The following is a 22,293-nucleotide window of genomic DNA, read 5'->3' as shown; positions in this document are numbered from 1 at the left end:
GGCGAATCAGGGGTTCCGAAGCGGCCGCGCCGATTTGGAACACATGCCGAGTCTATGAAATACTGACTTGGCTTGAACGGCAGAAATGCTGTTCGGAAGTGCAAGCTGGAAGTACAGGGCCCCATCGTATAGCGGCCTAGTACGCTGCCCTCTCACGGCGGTAACGCGGGTTCGAATCCCGCTGGGGTCACCATCAAAACGGTCCCGGGCATCAGCCCGGGGCCGTTTTTCGTTGTCCGCAGGTGCGAACACTGCGGCCCTGAGCGCTCCGGTACCGGCCGGTCCAACTGGCATGATGATGCTGTGAGCTCCATGCAAAGCGCCGGCCCCACCGGCCAACAGTCACAAGCCGCACGCCAGGGCGCCGCCGTCGAACTGCTCGAGGCGGTGCGGCGGGAGCTGTCCGCGGTGTCGCTCCCACTGGCCCTGCCCGGCGCCGACGCTGCCCGGCTCGACATCCGCCGGGCCCTGGCCCAGCTGGATGACTACATCCTGCCCCGTTACCGCAGCCTTGACGCCCCGCTGCTGGCCGTCGTCGGCGGGTCCACCGGGGCGGGCAAGTCCACCTTGGTCAACGGGCTCGTGGGGCACGCCGTTACCCGGGCCGGCGCCATCCGGCCCACCACCCGGCAACCCATCCTGCTACACCACCCCCGCGATGCCGCCTGGTTCGAGGACCAGCGGGTGCTGCCGAGCCTGAGCCGGATCCGCGGAACCGTGGTCGACGTGCCACTGCCCGCCAACCAAGCCGGCCCCACCCCTGACGCTGGCGCCATCACCTCGCTCGTACTCGCCGCCGACCCGGCCGTGCCTCCGGGCATCGCGCTGCTGGATGCCCCCGACGTCGACTCCATCTCGGATGACAACCGCAGGCTCGCGGGACAACTGCTGGCCGCCGCAGACTTGTGGGTGTTCGTCACCACCGCCAACCGCTACGCCGACGCCGTACCCTGGCGCCTGCTGCTGGACGCCGCCTCCCGCGACATCATGGTGGCCGTGGTACTTGACCGCGTTCCGGGGGCCGCTGAAGCCGAAGTGAGCGCCGACCTGCGCTCCATGCTCGGCCGCGAGGGCCTGGGCTCTGCCCGGCTCTTTGTGGTTCCCGAGGTGGCGCTGGATGCGATGGGCATGCTGCCCGACGACGCCGTGGCCCCGCTGCGCCAGTGGCTCCAGGACCTCGCCGCCGATGGCGCCGGCCGTGCGGCGATTGCCCGCCGGACCCTGAACGGCACGGTCAAGGCGCTGGGCGGGCGCGTTGGGGCCGTCGCGGAGGCTGTCCTGGCCCAGTCCCGTGCGGCCGAGCTGCTAGGCAGGGACGCCAGCGGCGCTTACGAGCAGGCCGTCGGCAGGATCCTCGACGCCACCCGGGACGGCGCCCTGCTCCGTGGCGAGGTCTTGGCCCGCTGGCAGGATTTTGTGGGCACGGGTGAGTTCTTCCGTGTCATGGAGCAGAACATCGGCCGGCTGCGGGACCGGATGGGCGCCTTCTTCCGCGGCGAACCCACCCCGGCGGTGCGGGTGGAGACGGCGATCGAGACCGGTCTGCAGGCGGTCATCCTCGATGAGGCCGCCAACGCCGCCGAAGAGGCGGACCAGCGCTGGCGGTCGGACCCGGCCGGGCGGCAGCTGCTCGGCACCGACGACCTCTCGGGCACCAGTGTGGGCTTCGCCGACTCCGTCGCGGCCGAGATCCGGGCGTGGCAGGGCAGCCTGATGGAGCTGATCCGGACCGAAGGCCAGGGCAAGCGCAGCCAGGCACGCTGGCTCTCCTTCGGCATCAACGGCCTGGGCGCGGCGCTGATGATTGTCGTCTTCTCGATGACCGCCGGCCTGACCGGCCTCGAGATCGGCGTGGCCGGCGGCACCGCCGTCGTCGGCCAGCGCGTGCTCGAGGCTGTCTTCGGCGAGGACGCCGTGCGTCGACTGGCCAAGACTGCGCGGGATGACCTGCAGGCCCGCTGCCAGCGGCTTCTGCGGGCGGAAAGCCGGCGCTTCCTGGACCGGTTGGAGGCATCCGACGGGGTTTCGCCGGCCGCCCTCGCCGGGCAGGCCGAGGCCCTCGGCCGGCTGGCGGCCGCGGCATGAACCGGCACGGCGCCGCCCGGGAGGCCTCACAGCTGCACCGCCGGCTTGAGGCCCTGGACGAGGCCCGGCAGCTGGCTGCGGGCGCGTTGCCCGAGGAAACCCTGGACGAGGTGCTCCTCGTCCTGGAGCGGGCAAGTTCCCGCCGCTCCCTCTCGGCCGACCACACCGTGGTGGGGTTCTTCGGCGCGACTGGAAGCGGCAAGTCGTCGCTCTTCAACGCCGTCAGCGGGGTCGAAATCGCGACCGCGGCGGCGCGGCGCCCGACGACCTCCGAACCGCTCGCCGGTATCTGGGGCGCCGAGGGCAGTGACGCGCTGCTGGACTGGCTCGGAGTCCGCAGCAGGCACCACGCCGCCGCCGTGCCCGGGTTCGCCGACGAGACGACCGGGCTGATCCTGCTCGACCTGCCCGATTTCGACTCGACGCGCGCGGAAAACCGGGAGATCGTGCAGCGGATGGTGGGGCTCGTGGACGTGCTGGTCTGGGTCCTGGACCCGCAGAAATACGCCGATGCCGCGGTGCACAATGATTTCCTGGCCCCGCTCGCCTCGCACTCGGCCGTGACACTCGTGGTGCTCAACCAGGTGGACCGGCTGCCCGAGCACGAGATCCGCCCGGTGCTGGAATCGCTCAAGGCCATCCTGGCGCGGGACGGGCTGGGCAAAGTCCAGGTGCTGGGCGCCTCCGCGGTCGTGGGCACCGGTGTGGACAAGGTCCGTGCCGCCATCCGGCAGGTGGCCATGCAGCGGCTGGCGCTCTCGCAGCGGCTCGCGGCGGATGTGGACCGGGCGGCGCGACGGCTCGCCGAGGCGTCGGGCGAGGGCGAGGCCGCCGGCGTCAAGGCGGACACCCGGGACCGGCTGGCTGGCGAGCTGGCTGCGGCGGCGAACGTTCCGCTGGTGGTCGACGCCGTCGCGCGCTCCTACCGGCAGGAGGCCACCCGCCGCACCGGCTGGCCCGTCACACGCTGGCTGGTCCGGTTCCGGCCCGACCCACTGCGGCGGCTGAACCTGCGCCGGGAGGGGGAGCGGCCGGAGCTGAACCGGACCTCGCTGCCGCCCGCGGGGGCCCCGGAAAGGGCCCGCACCGACGCGGCGGTGCGGCAGTTTGCCGACGCCGCGTCCGACGGCGCGCCCGGACCCTGGCGCGCGGTCATCCGCGGCGCCGCCCGGGAGGGCCGGGAGCAGCTCCCCGACGCCCTGGACCAAGCCATTGCCGGTACGGATCTCAAGGCCGGGCGCGGCTCGTGGTGGTGGACGGGCTTCAACGTTATCCAGTGGCTGGGCCTGCTCACCGCGCTCGGGGGCCTCGGGTGGCTCGGAGTGCTGGCGGTCCTGGCGTACTTCCAGCTGCCGGTGCCGGAGGCTCCGCGGGTGCAGGGCTGGCCGGTGCCGACTGTCCTGGTGGCCGGGGGAGTGCTGCTGGGAATCGTGCTGGCCCTCGCGGCCAGATTCATTGCCGGCGCCGCGGCGCGTGCCCGCGCGGCGGCGGCCCGCAGGCGGCTGCGCGCCTCTGTCGCAGCCATCGCGCAGGGGCTCGTGGTCGACCCGGTGGAACTGGAGGTCAGCCGTCTCCGGTCTTTCAACGCCGCACTGAAGTCAGCCGCGGGCTGAAGTTCCCGGCGCCGCCGCCTAACCTGCTTCCGGCCGCTTTGCAGCATCGCGGACCTTGACCATGGTCCGCAGGTTCCGGGTGGTGGTGCTGGCCTTGTAGCGGGCCTTGGCGGAGAGCTTGCTGAACGGGCTGTCGAGGGTGCCGCCGGCGGGGGCCAGCCAGGCCACGGCTTCCGGGCCCAACCGTGTCAGTTCCACCCCGTCCAGGGCCCTGCCGGCGTCGTACAGTTCGGAAAGGATGTCCGGATCCGAGGACAGCGTGATGTAACTGTGGGTGGCCTTGTCGTCCGCGGGGTAGGGGCAGGCCTCGACCAGTGCCGCCACTTGGGCGGCGGTCAGCACCACCACCCAGGCGTCATAGCCGAAGGTTTCCCGCAGGCAGGCTTCGAACTCGGTTTTCACCCTGGCGGCCGGCAGTTCGCTTGAGAGCACCACGTTGCCGCTGGCCAGGAGTGTTGCCACGGCCGAGAAGGGGCGTGACTTCAGGGCCGCCTTGAGTTCGGCCATCTTGATGTTGATGCCGCCCACGTTGACGCCGCGAAGGAAGACCGCATAGCTGTTCATGGCCACAGCCTAGCGCCGCAGCCGAACGCCCGGGTCAGTCGTTGGTCTTGCGCAACGCCTCGGTCAGCACGCGCGCGGCATTGCAGACCACCTCGGCGTGGAGGCGGCCGGGCTGGCGGGTCAGGCGCTCGATCGGGCCGGAGATGGAGACGGCGGCGATCACCCGGCCGGAGGGCCCGCGGACGGGCGCCGATACGGAGGCGACCCCGGGCTCGCGCTCGCCAAGGCTCTGGGCCCAGCCCCGGCGTCGTACCCCGGCCAGGACGGTGGGCGTGAAGCGGGCGGCCTGGAGGCCCTCCAACAGGCGGTCGTGGTCCTCCCAGGCCAGCAGCACCTGGGCTGCGGAGCCGGCCTTCATGGAGAGCTGGGTGCCGACCGGGATAGTGTCACGGAGACCGATGGGACGTTCGGCGGATGCCACGCAGACGCGCCAGTCGCCCTGGCGGCGGAAGATCTGGGCACTTTCGCCGGTGGCGTCGCGCAGCTGCATCAGGACGGGCCCGGCGGTGGCGATGAGCCGGTCCTCACCCGCAGCCGAGGCGAGTTCCACCAGCCGGCTCCCAAGTACGAAGCGGCCCTGGATGTCGCGGCTGACGAGGCGGTGGTGGACGAGCGCCAGCGCGAGGCGGTGCACCGTGGGGCGTGCCAGCCCGGTCGCGGCTACAAGCTGCGCCAGTGTGGTGGGTCCGGCCTCGAGTGCGTCAAGCACATGGGCCGCTTTATCGATGACACCGACGCCACTAGAATTGTCCATGTAATGATATTGCCGTCTCAATATCTGAGATGCAAATCATTGCGCTGGCACATTCGACGGTTGTGCTGATTCAGTGGAGAGCATCAACCCGCGAGACCGGGACCAAACGCGGCAGCGAAGTTAGAAACGCCTCGAAGAAGCAGTGAAGGGAGCAGGCCGTGGCAAAGACATTGGCCGAGAAAGTCTGGGACGCACATGTGGTGCGTAAGGGGGACGGCGACGGCGCCAACGCCCAGCCTGACCTCCTCTTCATTGACCTCCACCTGGTGCACGAGGTGACCTCCCCGCAGGCTTTCGAGGGCCTGCGGCTTGCCGGCCGCAAGCTGCGCCGGCCGGACCTCACCATCGCTACGGAGGACCACAACACTCCCACGCTGGCCATCGACAAGCCAATCGCGGACCTCACCAGCCGGACCCAGATCGAAACCCTGCGCAACAACTGCAAGGAGTTCGGCGTCCGCCTGCACTCCCTTGGCGACGCCGAGCAGGGGATCGTGCACGTGGTCGGTCCGCAGCTGGGCCTCACCCAGCCGGGCATGACCGTGGTCTGCGGCGACTCGCACACCTCCACGCACGGCGCCTTCGGCGCGCTCGCGATGGGCATCGGCACCTCCGAGGTGGAGCACGTCATGGCCACCCAGACGCTTTCGCTCAAGCCCTTCAAGACCATGGCGATCAACGTCGAGGGCACGTTGCGCCCCGGTGTGTCGGCCAAGGACATCATCCTGGCCGTGATCGCCAAGATCGGCACCGGCGGCGGCCAGGGCTACGTCCTCGAGTACCGCGGCTCCGCCATCAGGGCGCTGTCCATGGAAGCCCGGATGACGATCTGCAACATGTCCATCGAGGCCGGCGCCCGGGCCGGCCTGGTCGCCCCCGACCAGACCACCTATGACTACATGCACGGCCGCCCGCACGCACCCCAGGGCGCGGACTGGGACGCCGCCGTCGAGTACTGGAACACCCTCCGCACCGACGACGGCGCTGTTTTCGACGCCGAGGTGGACCTCGACGCAGACACCCTGGAACCCTTCGTGACATGGGGGACCAACCCGGGCCAGGGCGTGTCCCTGTCGGCGAAAGTGCCTTCCCCCGCGGACTTCGGCGACGAAAACGCCAAGGCCGCCGCGGAACGCGCGCTGCAGTACATGGGCCTCGAGCCCGGCACGCCGATGAAGGACATCCGCGTCGACACGGTGTTCCTGGGCTCCTGCACCAACTCCCGGATGGAGGACCTCCGGGCCGCCGCGGACATCATCCGCGGCCGCACCAAGGACCCCAACATCCGGATGCTGGTGGTGCCCGGATCCGCTCGGGTCCGGCTGGAGGCCGAGGCCGAGGGCCTGGACAAGGTCTTCACCGACTTCGGCGCCGAATGGCGGTTCGCAGGCTGCTCGATGTGCCTGGGCATGAACCCGGACCAGCTGGAGGTGGGGGAACGCTGCGCCTCTACGTCCAACCGAAACTTCGAGGGCCGGCAGGGCAAGGGCGGCCGCACGCACCTCGTCTCGCCCGTTGTGGCAGCGGCGACGGCCGTGCGCGGCACACTGAGTTCCCCGTCGGACCTGGAATCCGAGCCCGCGTCCGCCGGCCACCGCGCCGGCGCCGCATAGCGTCCGCCCGCACCGGTCCCCACAGCCAACGAAGGATCCGCCATGGAAAAGTTCACCACCCACACCGGCATCGGCGTCCCGCTGCGCCAGAGCAACGTCGACACCGACCAGATCATCCCGGCCGTCTATCTCAAGCGCATCACCCGGACCGGCTTCGAGGACGCGCTCTTCTCGGCCTGGCGCAAGGACCCGGCCTTCATCCTGAACCAGGACCCGTTCAGCGCCGGCTCGGTACTGGTCGCCGGACCGGACTTCGGCACCGGATCCTCCCGCGAGCACGCCGTCTGGGCGTTGAAGGACTACGGCTTCAAGGCCGTGCTGTCCTCCCGTTTCGCGGACATCTTCCGGGGTAACTCGGGCAAGCAGGGCCTGCTGGCCGCCGAGCTGGCCCAGGACGACATTGAACTCATTTGGAAGGTGCTGGAAAACGCCCCGGGCACCGAGGTCAAGGTGGACCTCGTCTCCAAGACGGTCGAATGTGGCAACGTCGTCGCGCCGTTCGAGATTGACGACTACACGCGCTGGCGCCTGCTGGAAGGCCTGGACGATATTGGTCTGACCCTCCAGCATGAGGAAGACATCACGGCGTACGAGGCCACCCGGCCCGCCTTCAAGCCCACGACCCTGCCGGCCAAGCTCTCCTAGCCCCGCCTGCAGGTACCAGAGTGCCGCCATCGAGTCGAAAGGCTCGACGGCGGCACTCTTTGTTTAGACGGCGGCCGGTGGCGGAGCCATTCGACTCGACTATGCAGCGGGACAAGTCGAGAGTCGGGAGACCGCCGCCAGCAATGCCGTTCCCGGTAGTGGCGGGGCGGTGGAGTGGTAGTTGTGGCCGGTTGGGGTTGTGAGTTGGAGGGTGTGTCGGGGTCCGGGGCGGGGTTGGGCGTTCCAGCCGGGGGTTTCTTTGGTGTGGTTGCAGGCTTCGCAGAGTCCGGCGCCGTTGCCGAGGTTGGTGGTGCCGCCGTTGTGCCAGGGGATGATGTGGTCCAGGTGGCGGATGGGGGCGTCGCAGTAGGGGGTGCGGCAGGTGTGGTCCCGGGCCTGGATGAAGCGGCGGTGTCCGGGCGGGAAGAGCCGGGCGCGGGAGTCCATGGCGACGAGGTCGCCGGTGGCGGGGGCGGTGTAGAGCCGGCGGAGCCAGGTCGAAAAGACCTGTTCGTCGCCGGAGCCGCCCGCGGCGGCGGTGCGTGCGTTCTGGAGCAGGGCCCGGGCCCACCCGGCGGGGACGATGCCGTAGCCGGGGAGCCGGGCGGGTTCGCTGTCGCCTTGGAGGGGGGTGCGGTCGGTCATGACGAGTTGGATTTCGATGCCGCTGATCCCGCCTGCCTTGCCGGTGGTGCGTTCGAGCAGTGTGTCGGCCATGAGCTGGCCGCGGGAGCGGGTGTCGCCGTCGGAGCGTGCAGCGTCCGCGGCCCGGGTGAGTGCGGCGTGGACGGCGACCCCCTGGGCGACGGGGAGCAGGGCGGTGAGGTAGCACATGGTGTCCGGTGCGGGGCGGAGGCTGACGTGGCGTTCGGTCTCGGCGTGTGCGGCGCGTTGGGTGGCGGAGCGGGGGTCGCGCCGGTAGGCGGCGGCGCGGGCCGCGGCGGTGATGGCCCGGTCGCCGGCGCCGTCGAAGGCTCCGGTGTCGGGGGCGAGTTCCTCGTCGACGGCGGTCCGGTCGGCCGCGGGCAGGCAGGCGGTTTCACGGACCAGGAGGGTGGCGCGCCATTCGTTGAGCTGCCCGGTTTCGAGGGCGGCGAGGGTGTGCGGCATTTCGGTGACAAGGGCCCGGGCGAGGCCGAGGAGCCGGCCGCCGCGGGCGGGGGATTCGCGCCGGGCGAGGGCGATCTGAGCCGCAACGCCGGACCCCAACTGGTCGGCCGGCAGACCGGCGGCGGCTTGTTCGCGGCGCTGGAGCAAATCGAACGTGACGGACAAGCGGGCCTGGCGGGCGGCCAGGGCTGACTTTAGGTCCTCCAGCTCGCGTGTTTCGTCGATGAGCGCTGCGGCACTGGCCGGAGCCGGGAGGTCGGCCACAATTCGCGCAAGGTCCGCGACCGTCACGCTTGCCGTTAGAGCCACGTCGGGCCCTTGCATGCCGTCCATGATTCAAGTCTCCCGCAGGGCTATGACATTAATAGCCCCGCGGGGCCGCTCCACCGCATTGGAATGCATCGGGCACGCGGTGGGCCCGGATGGGCATTCCATTGCAGCGGTCGGCTTGCGAGGATGTAGTCAGCGTTTTGGTCGTCCCGGAAGGGCGACCACCGGCAGCCAGAGGAGCAGTTATGAAAATCAGCACCGTGGCATGGACAGCGGCTGCGACGGCAGCTACAGCGGCGGCCGGGGGAGTGGCCACCGATCCCGACGGCGGATGGTACCGGGGGCTGCGCAAACCCGAATGGCAGCCGCCTGCCATCGCATTTCCCGTGGTCTGGACCGCGCTGTACGCGGACCTGGCCGTGAGCTCCGCCGTCGCGCTGGACAGCGGCGCGGGGGCAGACGCCGGCGGCACAACGAGGCAGCAGGAATTGGCCGCCTATCGGGCCGCCTTGGCAGCGAACCTCGTGCTCAATGCGTCGTGGAGCTGGCTCTTCTGGCGCGCCCGCCGGCCGTGGGTGGCCGCGGCCGAATGCGCCGTGCTGACTGCGAGCAGCGCAGATCTGGTGCGGCGTACCTACAAACTCAACCGCCGTGCCGGGACGGCCCTAGCCCCTTATGCCGCGTGGTGCGCCTTCGCCACCGCGTTGTCGACCGCGGTGGCGAGGCTGAACGGCGGCACGACGGCGAACTGAGCTTCGGGGAACGGACGTTTCACAAGGCCCCGCACCGCGCCGTATTTCAGATCGGTAACGCTAGCTCCTATGCTTAGCTGGAGCCTTTGTAAGGATTTGGGGGCGAGTAGTCGTGAGGAAACTGGTAAATGAGTAGTGTTCTGACAATCCGCGGAGGCGTCCCGCTGACCGGCCGCGTCACCGTCCGCGGGGCCAAGAATCTTGTCCCCAAGGCGATGGTTGCTGCCCTGCTGGGCAATGAGCCGTCCGTGTTGCGCAACGTCCCCGAAATCAAGGACGTTGAGGTTGTCACCAGCCTGCTCCAGCTCCACGGCGTCACAGTGGACAAGGACCCCGTCACCGGGGACCTCACGCTGGATCCGACCAATGCCAAGACGGCCTCGCACACGGCCATCGACGCACACGCCGGTGACTCGCGCATCCCGATCCTGCTCTGCGGACCCCTGATCCACGCCATCGGCGAGGCGTTCATCCCGGACCTCGGCGGCTGCAAGATCGGCGACCGCCCGATCGACTACCACCTGAACGTGCTGCGCCAGTTCGGCGCCGTCGTCGAGAAGCGCCCTGGCGGCATCCACATTTCCGCCCCCAACGGGCTCAAGGGCGCCAAGATCGCGCTGCCCTACCCGTCTGTCGGGGCAACCGAGCAGGTCCTGCTCAGCGCCACCCGCGCCGAGGGCATCACCGAACTGTCCGGCGCAGCCACCGAACCCGAGATCGTCGACCTCATCGCCGTGTTGCAGAAGATGGGCGCGATCATCAGCGTCCAGACCGACCGCACCATCCGGATCGAGGGCGTCCAGGATCTGGGAGGCTATAACCACCGGGCCCTGTCCGACCGCAACGAATCCGCGTCCTGGGCCTCCGCAGCGCTGGTGACCCGCGGCGACATCTTCGTCGAGGGCGCCACGCAGCGCGACATGATGACGTTCCTGAACACCTACCGCAAGGTGGGCGGCGGCATGGACATCGGCGACGACGGCATCCGCTTCTACCACCCCGGCGGCAAGCTCAGCCCGCTGGTGCTCGAAACCGACGTGCACCCCGGCTTCATGACCGACTGGCAGCAGCCGCTCATCGTTGCCCTGACCCAGGCGGAGGGTGTCTCGATCGTGCACGAGACCGTCTACGAAAACCGCTTCGGCTTCACCGATGCCCTGGTCCGGATGGGCGCCAACATCCAGGTCCACCGCGAGTGCCTCGGCAGCGTTCCGTGCCGCTTCGGCCAGCGGAACTTCCTGCACTCGGCCGTCATCTCCGGCCCGACGCAGCTCAAGGGGACCGACATTGACGTGCCGGACCTGCGCGGCGGCTTCAGCCACCTCATCGCCGCCCTGGCGGCCACCGGTACGTCCCGGGTCACCGGCATCGACATCATCAACCGCGGCTACGAGCGCTTCACCGAGAAGCTCGCCGGCCTGGGTGCCGATTTCGACATCACCTCGGCCCGGTAGAGGGACGAAGTGAAGGAAACGGCCAAGAGCCACATCACCTTTGTCATTGTGGCCGGGATCGTCCGGCCAGTCATGAACCTGCTGATGAACAAGAAGTGGGAGGGACTGGAAAAACTCCCTGCCGGCGGGTTCATTGCCGTGCCCAACCACTGCACCGAGATTGATCCCTTGGTGATCGGGCACATGCTCTACAACCAGAAGCGGATGCCGCACTTCCTCGCCAAGGGCAGCCTCTTCAAGGTCCCCGTGCTGGGCTCGGTGTTGCGCAACACCAAGCAGGTCCCGGTGGAACGCTCGACGGCGGGCGCCAACCGCTCGTTGCAGGTCGCCAGGGAAGTGGTGGATGAGGGCGGCGCCATCATCATCTATCCCGAGGGAACGCTGACCCGCGACCCCGAGCTGTGGCCGATGAAGGGCCACACCGGCGCAGCGAGGATGGCGCTGGAAAGCGGCATCCCGGTTGTCCCGATGGCGCACTGGGGGGCGCATGAGGTCTTCCCGCGCTACGCCAAGCGGTTCCACGTCTTCCCTCGGAAAACGTCCCGGGTGCTCGTAGGCGACCCGGTGGACCTGAGCGCGTTCGCCGGCCGGCCGCTGGACAAGGCGACGCTGACCGAGGCGACGAACGTGATCATGGACGCCATCTCCGAACTGCTGGCCAGCCTGCGCGGCGGACAGCCGCCACTGGTGCGCTGGGACCCCTCGGCGCACAACCAGTCCACCCACGGGCGCTTCGTCGAACGCGGCGGCAACCCCGGCACCGCCTCGAACCCCGGCACCGCCGCAGACAGTGGCACCGCCACGGACGGTGTCCAGTGACGGCTGAGCCCCGCGGCACGGATTCCGCCGGCTCGGCCCTGCGCGTCGCCGTGCTCGGCGCCGGCTCATGGGGGACCACGTTCGCAAAAATCCTCGCCGACGCGGCCACCGCCTCCGGCGTCGACCGCAGTATCCGGATCTGGGGACGCCGCGCCGCCGTCGTGGACCAGATCAACACCGAGCACCGCAACGAGCAATACCTCAAAGGCATCGCGCTGCCCGCCAGCATCACCGCCTCCACCGACGTCACCGAGGTCCTCGACGGCGCCGACCTGGTGGTCCTGGCCGTCCCCGCACAGACGCTGCGGCCCCAGCTGCGCGAGTGGAAACACCTGATCGGGCACGACGCCCTCGTCGTGTCCCTGATGAAGGGCCTGGAACTGCACTCCGATGCCCGGATGAGCGAAGTGATCTGCGAGGAGCTGGCGCTCCCCGCCGAGCGCGTTGCCGTGGTTTCCGGCCCCAACCTGGCCATGGAGATCGCCCGCGAGGAGCCGACAGCCTCGGTTGTCGCCTGCTCCGACGCCGCCACGGCCGGCTGGGTGGCTCGCAGCTGCACGGCACCCTACTTCCGGCCGTACACGACGGCGGACGTGGTCGGCGTCGAAATCGGCGGCATCGTCAAGAACATCATTGCCCTTGCCGTTGGTATCTGCGAGGGCAAGCAGATGGGCGACAACACCAAGGCCTCCGTCATCACCCGCGGCCTCGCCGAGACCTCGCGGCTGACCCTGGCGCTGGGCGGCGAGGCCCGGACCATGGCGGGGCTGGCCGGCCTGGGCGACCTCGTCGCCACCTGTTCCTCCGCACTCTCGCGGAACCACACCGCGGGGCGGCTGCTCGGCACAGGCCTGAGCCTGGACCAGGTCACCGCCGAGATGACGCAGACCGCCGAAGGCATCAAATCGGCGCAGGCCGTGCACGAGCTGGCCGGCAAGCTGGGCGTTGAGATGCCTATCACCGCCGCCGTCGTCGCGGTCCTGGCCGGAAAACTGTCCGTAGACGAACTGGGACCGTTACTGCTGTCCCGGGACCTGAAATCCGAAGGCGATTACTAACTGTGTCGGAAAAGAATGTGACTCCAGAGGCCCAGCCCGGCCGCAAGCCCCGGGTGGCGGTGCTCTTCGGCGGCCGCTCGAGCGAACACGCCGTCAGCTGCGTCACCGCGGCCGGCGTGCTCGGCGCCATCGATCGGGCCAAGTACGAGGTGATCCCGATCGGGATCGCTAAGACCGGCCAGTGGGTGCTGGCCTCCGGCGATACCAAACAATGGTCGCTGTCCGCCTCTTCCCTGCCCGAGGTTGCGCCGTCGAACCAGACCGTGACGCTGGCCGAGATCGGCGGCGAACACCAGCTGATCGTTGCCGCTCCCAACCAGGTCCCGCAGGAGCTGGGTTCCGTGGACGTGGTCTTCCCGCTGCTGCACGGGCCCTTCGGCGAGGACGGCACGATCCAGGGGCTGCTGGAACTCTCCGACACGCGCTACGTGGGCGCCGGCGTCCTCGCGTCGGCCGTCGGCATGGACAAGCACTACATGAAGGTGGTCTTCGAAGCAGCCGGGCTGCGCGTGGGTCCCTACATCGCCGTTACGGACCGGCAGTGGCTCACCGACCCGGAGCTCGTGCGCAAGCGCGTGGACGCACTCGGTTTCCCGGTCTTCGTCAAGCCGGCCCGGGCGGGCTCCTCGATGGGCATCTCCAAGGTGGATTCGCTCGAGGACCTGGACGCCGCGATCGAGGCGGCCCGGGAACACGATCCCAAACTCGTGATCGAGGCCGGCATCGTCGGCCGGGAGATCGAATGCGCCGTGCTCGAAGGCCGCGGGACCGACGCGCCGCGGACCTCGATGCCGGGGGAGATCTCTGTGGCCGGCGGCGGCCACGACTTCTATGACTTCAACGCCAAGTACGTGGAGGACGACGCCGCCGCGCTCAGCTGCCCGGCCGACCTCCCCGAAGAGGCCATCGCCCGGGTCCGCGAGCTCGCGGCGGTCGCGTTCGACGCCGTGGGCGCCGAGGGCCTGAGCCGGGTGGACTTCTTCTATACGCCCGAGGGCGACCTGATCATCAACGAGATCAACACCATGCCCGGCTTCACGCCCAAGAGCATGTACCCGCAGATGTGGAAGGCCTCCGGGCTGGGCTACGCGGAGCTGATTGATGAACTGATCCACCTGGCCCTGCACCGCAGGACCGGCCTGCGCTGACCCCCTGCCGGCGTGGGCCCTGCCTACTTGCCGGTGGGCAGGTTCTGCAGGTCGGCCTGACCCACGCAGTTCCGCGTCGCTTTGACCTTCGCGGCGGCATTGGCCAGTTCGGCAAGGACCGTCGCCGAGCTGATCTTGTCCGGATCCATCAGAATCTCCGTGGCGGGTTCACGCCCGAAAGTGGTGAGCGTCCACACCGGGCTGCCCTCCTTGATCACCCAATCGACGCCGTTCACGCTGACGCAGCGGTCCGTGGTGGGGCCGGGGACATTAACTCCGCAACGCAGGACCACAAGCGACGGATCGCCCCAAGCTGCCGTCGCCTGGCTGTTGGTCTTGCGCAGCTTCGCGTCGCCCAGGCTGTCCGGCAGAGCCACCATCATGGGGGCACACGCGGCGTTCGCCGCATCCTTGGCCGGGGCGACGTCGACGACCGGGGAGCAGGCACTGAGCGCGAGCGCGGCCGCGGCAGCGGCGGCCAGAAGGCGGAACGGGCGAAGGAGGCCGGGCGGGCGGAGCTGGGGCATCCATCCAGCCTATCCCGACCCGGGACCAGCAGAACGCGGCGGCCAGGACGTCCCGGTTACGGTTCCAGCAGGCCCAGCAGGTACGAACCGTAACCGCTCTTGACGAGGGGCTCGGCCCGGGCGCGCAGCTCGTCGTCGCTCAGGAATCCCTGGCGCCACGAGACCTCCTCCGGCGCCCCGATGATCAGTCCCTGCCGTTTCTGGACCGTCCGAACAAAATTCGCGGCGTCGTTAAGATCGTCGAATGTCCCGGTATCCAGCCACGCCGTGCCGCGCGGGAGAATTTCGACGTGCAGCTTGTCCAGCCCGAGATAGGCGTTATTGACGTCGGTAATTTCCAGCTCGCCGCGGTCCGAAGGTTTGAGTTCGCGCGCAATTTCGACGACGTCGTTGTCGTAGAAATACAGGCCGGGCACCGCGTAATTGCTTTTCGGGAATTCGGGTTTTTCCTCCAACGTGAGCACCCGTCCGTCATCGTCAAACTCGACCACGCCGTAAGCTGCCGGATTCTGGACCCAATAGCCGAAAACCGAACCGCCGTCCACGGCTGTGAAGCGAGCCAACTGGTTCCCCATGCCGGGGCCGTAAAAGATGTTGTCGCCCAGAACCAGGGCCACCGCGTCACCCGCGATGTGCTCCTCGCCCAGGACGAAGGCCTGCGCCAGGCCGTCGGGGGAGGGTTGCTGCCGGTAGCTGAGGGAGATCCCGAACTGGGAGCCGTCCCCGAGCAGCCGCTGGAACGGGTCCGCGTCCTGGGGCGTCGTGATAATCAGAATGTCCCGGATGCCGGCAAGGATCAGCGTGGAGAGCGGGTAATAGATCATGGGCTTGTCATAGACCGGGACCAGCTGTTTGCTGATCCCGAACGTAATCGGATGCAAGCGCGAACCGGTCCCCCCGGCCAAAATGATTCCCCGCATGGCCACATCATTGATGTTTATCGGAGTTACCGCAACAGGTATGGTCTTGGAATATGCAGCGACTACTGATTACCGGTGGTGCAGGCTTCATCGGTGCCAACTTCGTCCGCCATGTGCTGGCGCACACCGACGATCACGTCACGGTGCTCGATAAACTCACCTACGCCGCAAACCTGAAGTCACTGGAAGGGCTTCCGGAGGACCGCTTCAACTTTGTGCACGGCGATATATGCGACGCTGGCCTGGTGGACACGCTGGTGGCCGGGGCCGACGTCGTGGTCCATTACGCCGCCGAATCGCACAATGACAACTCGCTGCACGATCCCCGGCCGTTCCTGGACACCAATGTCGTCGGAACGTACACCCTGATCGAGGCGGCCCGGCGGCACGGCACCCGCTTCCACCACATCTCCACCGACGAGGTATACGGCGAGCTGTCGCTGGACGACCCGGAGCGCTTCACCGAGGACACCCCCTACTGCCCGTCCAGCCCGTACTCCTCGACCAAAGCGGCCTCCGACCTGCTGGTCCGAGCCTGGGTGCGGTCCTTCGGCCTGCGGGCGACGATCAGCAACTGCTCGAACAACTACGGGCCCTACCAGCATGTGGAAAAGTTCATCCCGCGGCAGATCACCAATGTGATCGACGGGATCCGGCCCAAGCTGTACGGCCGGGGCGAGAATGTCCGGGACTGGATCCACGCCAACGACCACTCTTCCGCCGTGCTGGCCATCATCGCCGGGGGCCGGATCGGCGAGACGTACCTGATCGGCGCCGACGGCGAGCGGAGCAACAAGGACGTGGTCGAGCTGATCCTCAAGCAGCTCGGGCAGACCCCGGACGCCTACGACCTCGTGGTAGACCGTGCCGGCCACGACCTGCGCTACGCGATCGACTCCACGAAACTCCGCGACGAGCTCGGCTGGGAGCCGCTCTTCTCCAACTTCGAGGCCGGCCTTGAGGACACCATCGCCTGGTACCGGAACAATGAGGACTGGTGGCGCCCGCAGAAGGCCGCGACCGAGGCCCGGTACACGGAACAGGGACAGTAGACGATGCCGATCGAATTCCCGAACCAACTCACGGCCCAGACAACCCCGATTCCCGGCGTCGTCCTCTTCGACCTCCCGGTGCACGGCGACAACCGGGGCTGGTTCAAGGAGAACTGGCAGCGCGAAAAAATGCTGGCGCTGGGGCTGCCGGATTTCCGACCGGTGCAGAACAACATCTCCTTCAACGCGAAGGCCGGGACCACCCGAGGGATCCACGCCGAGCCCTGGGACAAGTTCGTCTCGGTGGGCGCCGGACGGGTCTTCGGCGCGTGGGTGGACTTGCGGGAGGGACCGTCGTTCGGGGCCGTATTCACCGCCGAGTTGGATCCCGGCCGGGCCATTTTTATCCCCCGTGGGGTGGGCAACGCCTTCCAGACACTGGAGGACAACACGCTCTACACCTACCTGGTCAACGACCACTGGTCCGCCGATGCCCAGCACCGGTACACCTTCCTGAACCTTGCCGACGAAACGGCCGCCATAGCCTGGCCGGTGCCGCTGGAGCGGGCCGAACTCTCGGAACAGGACAAGGCCCACCCGCGGCTGGCGGACGTGGCCCCCATGCCGCCGAAGAAGACCCTCGTCCTCGGTGCCGACGGCCAGCTGGGCACGGCCCTGCGGGCGCTGTACGACGGCGACCCTACCGTGGAGTTTGCCGGCCGCGCCGATTTCGACCTGGCCGACGAGGCCTCTTTCGCCTCCCGGAACTGGCGGGATTACCGCACAGTCATCAACGCCGCGGCCTACACCGCCGTGGACGACGCCGAGACCCCCGAAGGACGGACCGCCGCCTGGGGCATCAACGTCACCGCCGCCACCCGGCTGGCCCGCGCCGCCGTCGAGCACGGACTGACCCTGGTCCAAGTGTCCTCGGACTACGTCTTCGACGGCAGCCGGCAGGTCCACGGCGAGGATGAACCGCCGTCTCCGCTGGGCGTGTACGGCCAGACCAAAGCCGCCGCCGACGCCGTTGTGGGCGTGGTGCCCCGCCATTACATCGTGCGGACCAGCTGGGTGGTGGGCGAGGGGAACAACTTTGTCCGCACCATGGCCGGCCTCGCCGCCCGCGGCATCAGGCCCGCCGTGGTCAACGACCAGACCGGCCGGCTGAGCTTCGCGGCGGACATTGCCGCCGGGATCCGGCACCTGCTCGACACGGCCGCACCCTATGGCACCTACAACCTCAGCAACGACGGCGAGCCCCGCACCTGGGCGGACATCGCGGGTGAGGTCTACGAACTGAGCGGCAGGCCAGGAGCCGACGTGCAGGGTGTCAGCACGGCCGAGTATTTTGCCGGCCGGAAGGCCGCCCCGCGGCCGGCAAACAGCACCCTGGACCTGCGCAAGCTGGCAGAGCGGGGGTTCCGGCCGCCCGCGGCCGGGGCCAGGCTGCGGGAGTACCTGGACGGACCCGGCTGATCCGGCTGCGGCCCGGTCGTCACCGCCGTTGTCGGCCCCACGCGGTAGCGTAGGGCTGTGCCTGAACAGCTGACCCAACCGCCCCCTTCATCGCCGCTGACCGTGGCCGAGCTCTCCGAATCGGAACTCCTCGCCCGCATCTTCCCGCGGCTGCACGGCGGCGACTCCACCCCGGGCACCGGCACCCTGCTGCTGGGCCCCGGGGACGACGCCGCGATCGTGGCGGCGCCGGACGGCCGGACCGTCGTCAGCATCGACACCCAGGTGGCCGACCAGGATTTCCGGCTCGAGTGGAACAACGGCTACCGGACCTCCGGCTACGACGTCGGCTGGAAGGCCGCCGCCCAGAACCTCAGCGACATCAACGCCATGGGAGCCCGGGCCACCTCGATGGTGGTGAGCCTGACCATGCCCCCGGAAACCCTCGTGTGCTGGGTGGAGGACTTCGCCGACGGGCTGAGCGCCGGGATCCGCGAACTGGGTGCCCGTGACTGCGCGGTGGCCGGCGGGGACCTGGGCCGCGGAAAGGAACTGGCCGTCAGCGTCGCCATCCTCGGCACCCTGGACGGACATGCTCCGGTGTTGCGCTCCGGCGCCCGACCGGGGGACACCCTGGCGCTCGCCGGGAGCGTCGGACGGGCGGCCGCCGGCCTGGCCCTGCTGGAATCCGCGACCCCCGTGCAGGCGCTGAGCCAGGAACAGCGGGCCCTGATGGACACCCAGTGCCGCCCCCGGCCGCCGCTCGCGGCCGGGCCGCTGGCGCGGGCAGCCGGCGCCAGCGCCCTGATGGACATCTCCGACGGGCTCGTCCGGGACGGGCAGCGGATGGCCGCAGCCAGCCACGCCGTGCTGAACCTTGATCCGGCGGCGCTCCGGGAACTCGCCCTACCCCTGGAGCCGGCCGCGGCCCTGCTGGGCGCGGACGCGATGGGCTGGGTCCTGGGCGGCGGCGAAGACCACGGCCTGCTCGCAGCCTTCCCGGCGGGCGTTCAGCTGCCTCACGGTTTCACTGCGATAGGCTCGGTAGAGGCCCCTGCACCAACAGACAGCACGGGCGTGACGATAGCGGGCCGACCCGCTGACACTGTGGGATGGGATCACTTTGCAGACTAAAATTGCCGCCAACGCGCAAGCGATGAAGCGGTGGTTGGGCAAGGCGGAAACAACGCTTGGAAACCACAGCGACCGCCTGAACGCCATCAACATCTTCCCCGTCGCCGACGGCGACACCGGAACCAACCTCTACCTCACGGTGCGCGCCGCCGCCCGGGCGCTCCACGATGTCGCCACCGACACCGCTGCCCTGCCGCAACTGGGCGCCGACAGCCAGGTGCACGCTGTGGGCGCACCAGACCCCGCCCAGAACGACGTCGGCGCAGTCCTGGCCAGGGCCGGCCAGGCCGCGATCGAGCAGGCGCGGGGAAACTCCGGCACGCTCTTCGCCGTCTTCCTGTGCGCCGCGGCCGAACCCCTGGCCGGGCACTCCCGGCTCAGCTCACCGCTGCTGGCCGCCGCGCTCAACCGCGCCCAGATCCGGGCCTGGTCCGCGCTCAGCGACCCGGTCCCGGGCACCATGCTTTCGGTGATGGAGGCCGCGGCCCGCGCCGCCGCCGCCGTCGACGCCGAGCACGACGGCGACGACAGCAACCACACCCTCGGCCTGGCCCTCGATGCCGCCGTCGAAGCCGCCCTGGCGGCCGTGGTGCACACCGAGGACCAGCTCGAGGCCCTGCACACCGCCCACGTGGTGGACGCCGGCGGCGTCGGAATGCTCCTGGTACTGGACTGCCTGCGCTCCGCCGTGCTCGGCGAGGAGCTCCAGGACCAGCTGCTGGACGGCCTGCACGGCTACGACGTCCAGGACCCCCACATCCACGCGGACATGCCGCGGGACGACGGCGTGGAGGTCATGTGCACCATCACGCTCTCGCCGCTGGACGCGGCCACCATGCGGCAGCGCCTCGACGAGATGGGCGAGTCCGTGATCATGAGCCAGGTGGGCGGCGACGCCAACGAGGAGGGCGCCTACCGCTGGCGGGTCCACGTCCACGTGCCTGACCCCGTCCCGGCCGTCGCCCTCATCCGCTCCCTCGGCGAGCCCTCGGACATCAGCGTCAGCGACCTGGCCCTGCCGCGCGACCCCGATTCCCTTTCGCTGGAAGCAATTCCCGACGCCGGCCCACGCATCGCGGACCACGACGGACATGAACACTGAGCTTGACCTCGGCCTGGAACGCCGGATCGGGAAGCGCTCCGCGGCTGTCATCGAGAAACATCTCGGTATCACCACCGTCGGCGGGCTGCTGAACTACTTTCCGCGCCGCTACATGAGCCGCGGCGAGTTGACCCCCATCAGCGAGGTCCCGCTGGACGAGGAGGTCACGCTGATCGCCCGGGTGGTCTCCAGCAGTACCCGGCAGATGCGCGCCCGCCGCGGCTCGCTCACCGACGTCGTGATCACCGACGACGCCGGTTCAGCCGGCGCGGGGAGCGTCTCGGGTGGTGTACCCGGGACGCTCAAGGTCAGCTTCTTCAACGGTTTCCGCGCCAAGGCAGAGCTGCAGCCGGGCCGGCGTGCCCTGTTCTCCGGAAAGATCACCCGCTACGGCGGCGCGCTGGGGCTCACCAACCCCGAATTCCAGCTGCTGGATGAGGACCCGGATGTCCCGGGCATGGATCCGGAAAAGCTCGCGGCCATGCCCATCCCGGTCTATCCGGCCACCGCCAAGCTGACCAGCTGGTCCATCCAGAAGGTGATCTCCACGCTGGTGGACACCGCGGACCTCGACGCACTCCCGGACCCGCTCCCGGCGGACATCGCCGCCCGGGAGAAGTTCCTGCCGGTCGCGGCTGCCTACCGGCTGATCCACGTACCGGAGACCCCGGCCGACTGGCAGCGGGCCCGGGACCGCTTCCGCTACCAGGAGGCCCTGGTGCTGCAGTCCGCCCTGGCCCGGCGCCGCGCCCAGTTGGCCGCCGAGGAGGCGACCGCCCGCCGACCCGTGGCGGGCGGCCTGCTGGCGGCCTTTGACCGGCAGCTGCCCTTCACTCTGACCGCCGGGCAGGCCGCCGTCGGCAAGACCCTGGCCGAAGAACTGGCGCTGGACTCGCCGATGAACCGGCTGCTGCAAGGCGAGGTCGGCTCGGGCAAAACGATTGTGGCCCTGCGCGCAATGCTGCAGGTGGTCGACGCCGGGGGACAGGCGGCGCTGCTGGCCCCCACCGAGGTGCTCGCGGCGCAGCACTTCGACTCCATCCGCCGTACCCTCGGCCCGCTCTCCCGGGACGGGCTGCTCGGCGGCCTCGGTCCCGACTCCGTGCAGGTCACGCTGCTGACCGGCTCCATGCCCACCGCCGCCAGGAAACAGGCCATGCTCGACGCCGCGTCCGGCACCGCCGGGATCGTGATCGGCACCCACGCGCTGCTCAGCGAAAACGTCTCCTTCTACGACCTCGGCTTGATTGTGGTGGACGAACAGCACCGCTTCGGCGTTGAACAGCGTGACGCGCTCCGGTCCAAGGCCAGCAAACCGCCGCATCTGCTGGTCATGACCGCCACCCCCATCCCGCGGACCGTGGCCATGACAGTGTTCGGCGACCTGGAGACCTCGGTCCTCGACGAACTGCCGGCCGGGCGCGCGCCGATCACCACCCATGTAGTGGGCCTGGCCGAACACCCCGCCTGGGCCTCCCGGATCTGGTCCCGCTCCCGCGAGGAGATCGACGCCGGCCACCAGGTCTATGTCGTCTGCCCCAAGATCGGCACCGACGACGACGGCGACTTCAGCCCCGGGGAGGCCGAGCCCACCGATGCCGACCTGGCGGAGGGCGGCACCCGGGAGCTCGCCTCCGTCACCGGCGTCGTGGAACTCCTGCGGGACGAGCCGGCGCTGGCCGGTGTGCCCGTGGCGCCGCTGCACGGCCGGCAGGACCCCGTCCTGAAGTCCGAGACCATGGCCGCCTTCACCGCCAACCGGACGAAGCTGCTGGTCTCCACCACCGTGATCGAGGTCGGCGTGGACGTGCACAACGCCACGCTCATGGTGATCCTTGACGCGGACCGGTTCGGCATTTCCCAGCTCCACCAGCTCCGCGGCCGGGTGGGCCGCGGCGGCCTGCCGGGCACCTGCCTGCTGGTGACCGCCCTGGAACCGGGGCATCCCAGCCGGCGCCGGCTCGACGCGGTGGCGGCCACCACCGACGGCTTCGAACTCTCGCAGGAGGACCTCAAGCTGCGCCGCGAAGGCGACATCCTGGGAGCCTCGCAGTCCGGCGGCCGCTCGACGCTGAAGCTGCTGCGCGTCCTCGAACACGAGGACGTGATCGCCCGCGCCCGGCAGGACGCCCAGGCGATCGTCGGCGCGGACCCGGACCTGGCCCGGCACACGAGCCTCGCCGCGGCGATCGACGACTACCTCAACCCGGAGAAGGAGGCGTTCCTTGAACGCGGCTAGCCCACGAAGCGCAGCGAGTGAGACCACAGGGCGCGC

At 69.4% G+C, this 22,293-nt stretch carries 19 protein-coding genes and 1 tRNA gene; 15 read left to right on the top strand and 5 right to left on the bottom strand.

The features are described from left to right. Window positions 1-117 precede the first annotated feature (117 nt). The 3 genes from FFF93_RS10355 (at window position 118) to FFF93_RS10345 (ending at window position 3,698) form a co-directional block, all read left to right on the top strand. Window positions 118-193 (top strand) — tRNA-Glu (locus tag FFF93_RS10355). 119 nt (window positions 194-312) lie between these two features. Continuing rightward, window positions 313-2,085 carry a dynamin family protein gene (locus FFF93_RS10350; RefSeq protein WP_138770430.1) on the top strand — a complete coding sequence of 591 codons (1,773 nt, stop codon included), beginning with the start codon at window positions 313-315 and terminating at the stop codon, window positions 2,083-2,085. Next, window positions 2,082-3,698, top strand: coding sequence for a GTPase (locus FFF93_RS10345; protein ID WP_138768989.1), 1,617 nt, complete (start codon window positions 2,082-2,084; stop codon window positions 3,696-3,698). Before FFF93_RS10350 ends, FFF93_RS10345 begins: the two co-directional genes overlap by 4 nt. A gap of 18 nt (window positions 3,699-3,716) precedes the next feature. Here FFF93_RS10345 and FFF93_RS10340 read toward each other — a convergent pair whose 3' ends face one another. After that, window positions 3,717-4,262, bottom strand: coding sequence for a DUF1697 domain-containing protein (locus FFF93_RS10340; RefSeq protein WP_138768990.1), 546 nt, complete (start codon window positions 4,260-4,262; stop codon window positions 3,717-3,719). A gap of 34 nt (window positions 4,263-4,296) precedes the next feature. Then, on the bottom strand, window positions 4,297-5,016 hold the full coding sequence (locus tag FFF93_RS10335; RefSeq protein ID WP_138768991.1) for an IclR family transcriptional regulator: 720 nt from the start codon (window positions 5,014-5,016) through the stop codon (window positions 4,297-4,299). A 158-nt stretch (window positions 5,017-5,174) separates the two neighbouring features. On the opposite strand from FFF93_RS10335, the gene leuC reads away from it, so the two are divergent. Both leuC and leuD read left to right on the top strand, forming a co-directional pair. Next, window positions 5,175-6,629: a 3-isopropylmalate dehydratase large subunit gene (leuC, locus tag FFF93_RS10330; protein WP_138768992.1), complete on the top strand. Its 1,455-nt coding sequence runs from the start codon at window positions 5,175-5,177 to the stop codon at window positions 6,627-6,629. A 42-nt stretch (window positions 6,630-6,671) separates the two neighbouring features. Further along, window positions 6,672-7,274: a 3-isopropylmalate dehydratase small subunit gene (gene leuD / locus FFF93_RS10325; RefSeq protein WP_138768993.1), complete on the top strand. Its 603-nt coding sequence runs from the start codon at window positions 6,672-6,674 to the stop codon at window positions 7,272-7,274. Between the two features lie 99 nt (window positions 7,275-7,373). Here the strand turns inward: leuD and FFF93_RS10320 are convergent, their stop codons facing one another. After that, window positions 7,374-8,717, bottom strand: coding sequence for an HNH endonuclease signature motif containing protein (locus FFF93_RS10320; protein WP_138768994.1), 1,344 nt, complete (start codon window positions 8,715-8,717; stop codon window positions 7,374-7,376). A gap of 182 nt (window positions 8,718-8,899) precedes the next feature. Between FFF93_RS10320 and FFF93_RS10315 the strand changes: the two genes are divergently transcribed. The 5 genes from FFF93_RS10315 (at window position 8,900) to FFF93_RS10295 (ending at window position 13,885) form a co-directional block, all read left to right on the top strand. Beyond that, entirely contained in the window at window positions 8,900-9,406 is a 507-nt protein-coding gene (locus tag FFF93_RS10315) for a TspO/MBR family protein (RefSeq protein WP_138768995.1), read from the top strand. Between the two features lie 128 nt (window positions 9,407-9,534). Then, on the top strand, window positions 9,535-10,860 hold the full coding sequence (murA, locus tag FFF93_RS10310; RefSeq protein WP_138768996.1) for a UDP-N-acetylglucosamine 1-carboxyvinyltransferase: 1,326 nt from the start codon (window positions 9,535-9,537) through the stop codon (window positions 10,858-10,860). Window positions 10,861-10,869: 9 nt separating this feature from the next. Next, a complete protein-coding gene (locus FFF93_RS10305) occupies window positions 10,870-11,679 on the top strand; it encodes a 1-acyl-sn-glycerol-3-phosphate acyltransferase (protein WP_138768997.1) in 810 nt (269 codons plus the stop codon). Then, on the top strand, window positions 11,676-12,737 hold the full coding sequence (locus FFF93_RS10300) for an NAD(P)H-dependent glycerol-3-phosphate dehydrogenase (protein ID WP_138768998.1): 1,062 nt from the start codon (window positions 11,676-11,678) through the stop codon (window positions 12,735-12,737). The genes FFF93_RS10305 and FFF93_RS10300 overlap by 4 nt, the downstream gene beginning before the upstream one ends. 2 nt (window positions 12,738-12,739) lie before the next feature. Then, window positions 12,740-13,885, top strand: coding sequence for a D-alanine--D-alanine ligase family protein (locus FFF93_RS10295; protein ID WP_138768999.1), 1,146 nt, complete (start codon window positions 12,740-12,742; stop codon window positions 13,883-13,885). 23 nt (window positions 13,886-13,908) lie between these two features. On the opposite strand, the gene FFF93_RS10290 is transcribed toward FFF93_RS10295, so the two are convergent. Together FFF93_RS10290 and rfbA are read right to left on the bottom strand one after the other, a co-directional pair. Then, complete coding sequence (locus FFF93_RS10290) at window positions 13,909-14,412, bottom strand: DUF3515 family protein (protein ID WP_138769000.1); 504 nt, start codon at window positions 14,410-14,412, stop codon at window positions 13,909-13,911. 56 nt (window positions 14,413-14,468) lie between these two features. Further along, a complete protein-coding gene (rfbA, locus tag FFF93_RS10285) occupies window positions 14,469-15,332 on the bottom strand; it encodes a glucose-1-phosphate thymidylyltransferase RfbA (RefSeq protein WP_138769001.1) in 864 nt (287 codons plus the stop codon). A 53-nt stretch (window positions 15,333-15,385) separates the two neighbouring features. On the opposite strand from rfbA, the gene rfbB reads away from it, so the two are divergent. The 5 genes from rfbB to FFF93_RS10260 are packed head-to-tail and all read left to right on the top strand — an operon-like array spanning window position 15,386 to window position 22,257. Then, window positions 15,386-16,384 (top strand): dTDP-glucose 4,6-dehydratase, encoded by a 999-nt coding sequence (gene rfbB, locus FFF93_RS10280; RefSeq protein WP_138769002.1) that lies wholly within the window; start codon window positions 15,386-15,388, stop codon window positions 16,382-16,384. 3 nt (window positions 16,385-16,387) lie between these two features. Next, on the top strand, window positions 16,388-17,803 hold the full coding sequence (locus FFF93_RS10275) for a bifunctional dTDP-4-dehydrorhamnose 3,5-epimerase family protein/NAD(P)-dependent oxidoreductase (RefSeq protein ID WP_138769003.1): 1,416 nt from the start codon (window positions 16,388-16,390) through the stop codon (window positions 17,801-17,803). Window positions 17,804-17,860: 57 nt separating this feature from the next. Further along, a complete protein-coding gene (thiL, locus tag FFF93_RS10270) occupies window positions 17,861-18,916 on the top strand; it encodes a thiamine-phosphate kinase (protein ID WP_138769004.1) in 1,056 nt (351 codons plus the stop codon). A gap of 22 nt (window positions 18,917-18,938) precedes the next feature. Beyond that, entirely contained in the window at window positions 18,939-20,018 is a 1,080-nt protein-coding gene (locus tag FFF93_RS10265) for a DAK2 domain-containing protein (protein ID WP_138770431.1), read from the top strand. Then, entirely contained in the window at window positions 20,008-22,257 is a 2,250-nt protein-coding gene (locus tag FFF93_RS10260; RefSeq protein WP_138769005.1) for an ATP-dependent DNA helicase RecG, read from the top strand. Before FFF93_RS10265 ends, FFF93_RS10260 begins: the two co-directional genes overlap by 11 nt. Window positions 22,258-22,293: the final 36 nt, after the last annotated feature.

It is taken from the genome of Arthrobacter sp. KBS0702 (genome assembly GCF_005937985.2).
In the GTDB taxonomy this organism is placed as follows: domain Bacteria; phylum Actinomycetota; class Actinomycetes; order Actinomycetales; family Micrococcaceae; genus Arthrobacter.
The sequence above is the reverse complement of the archived record's forward strand: the minus strand, read 5'-3'. Positions and strand labels throughout refer to the sequence as shown.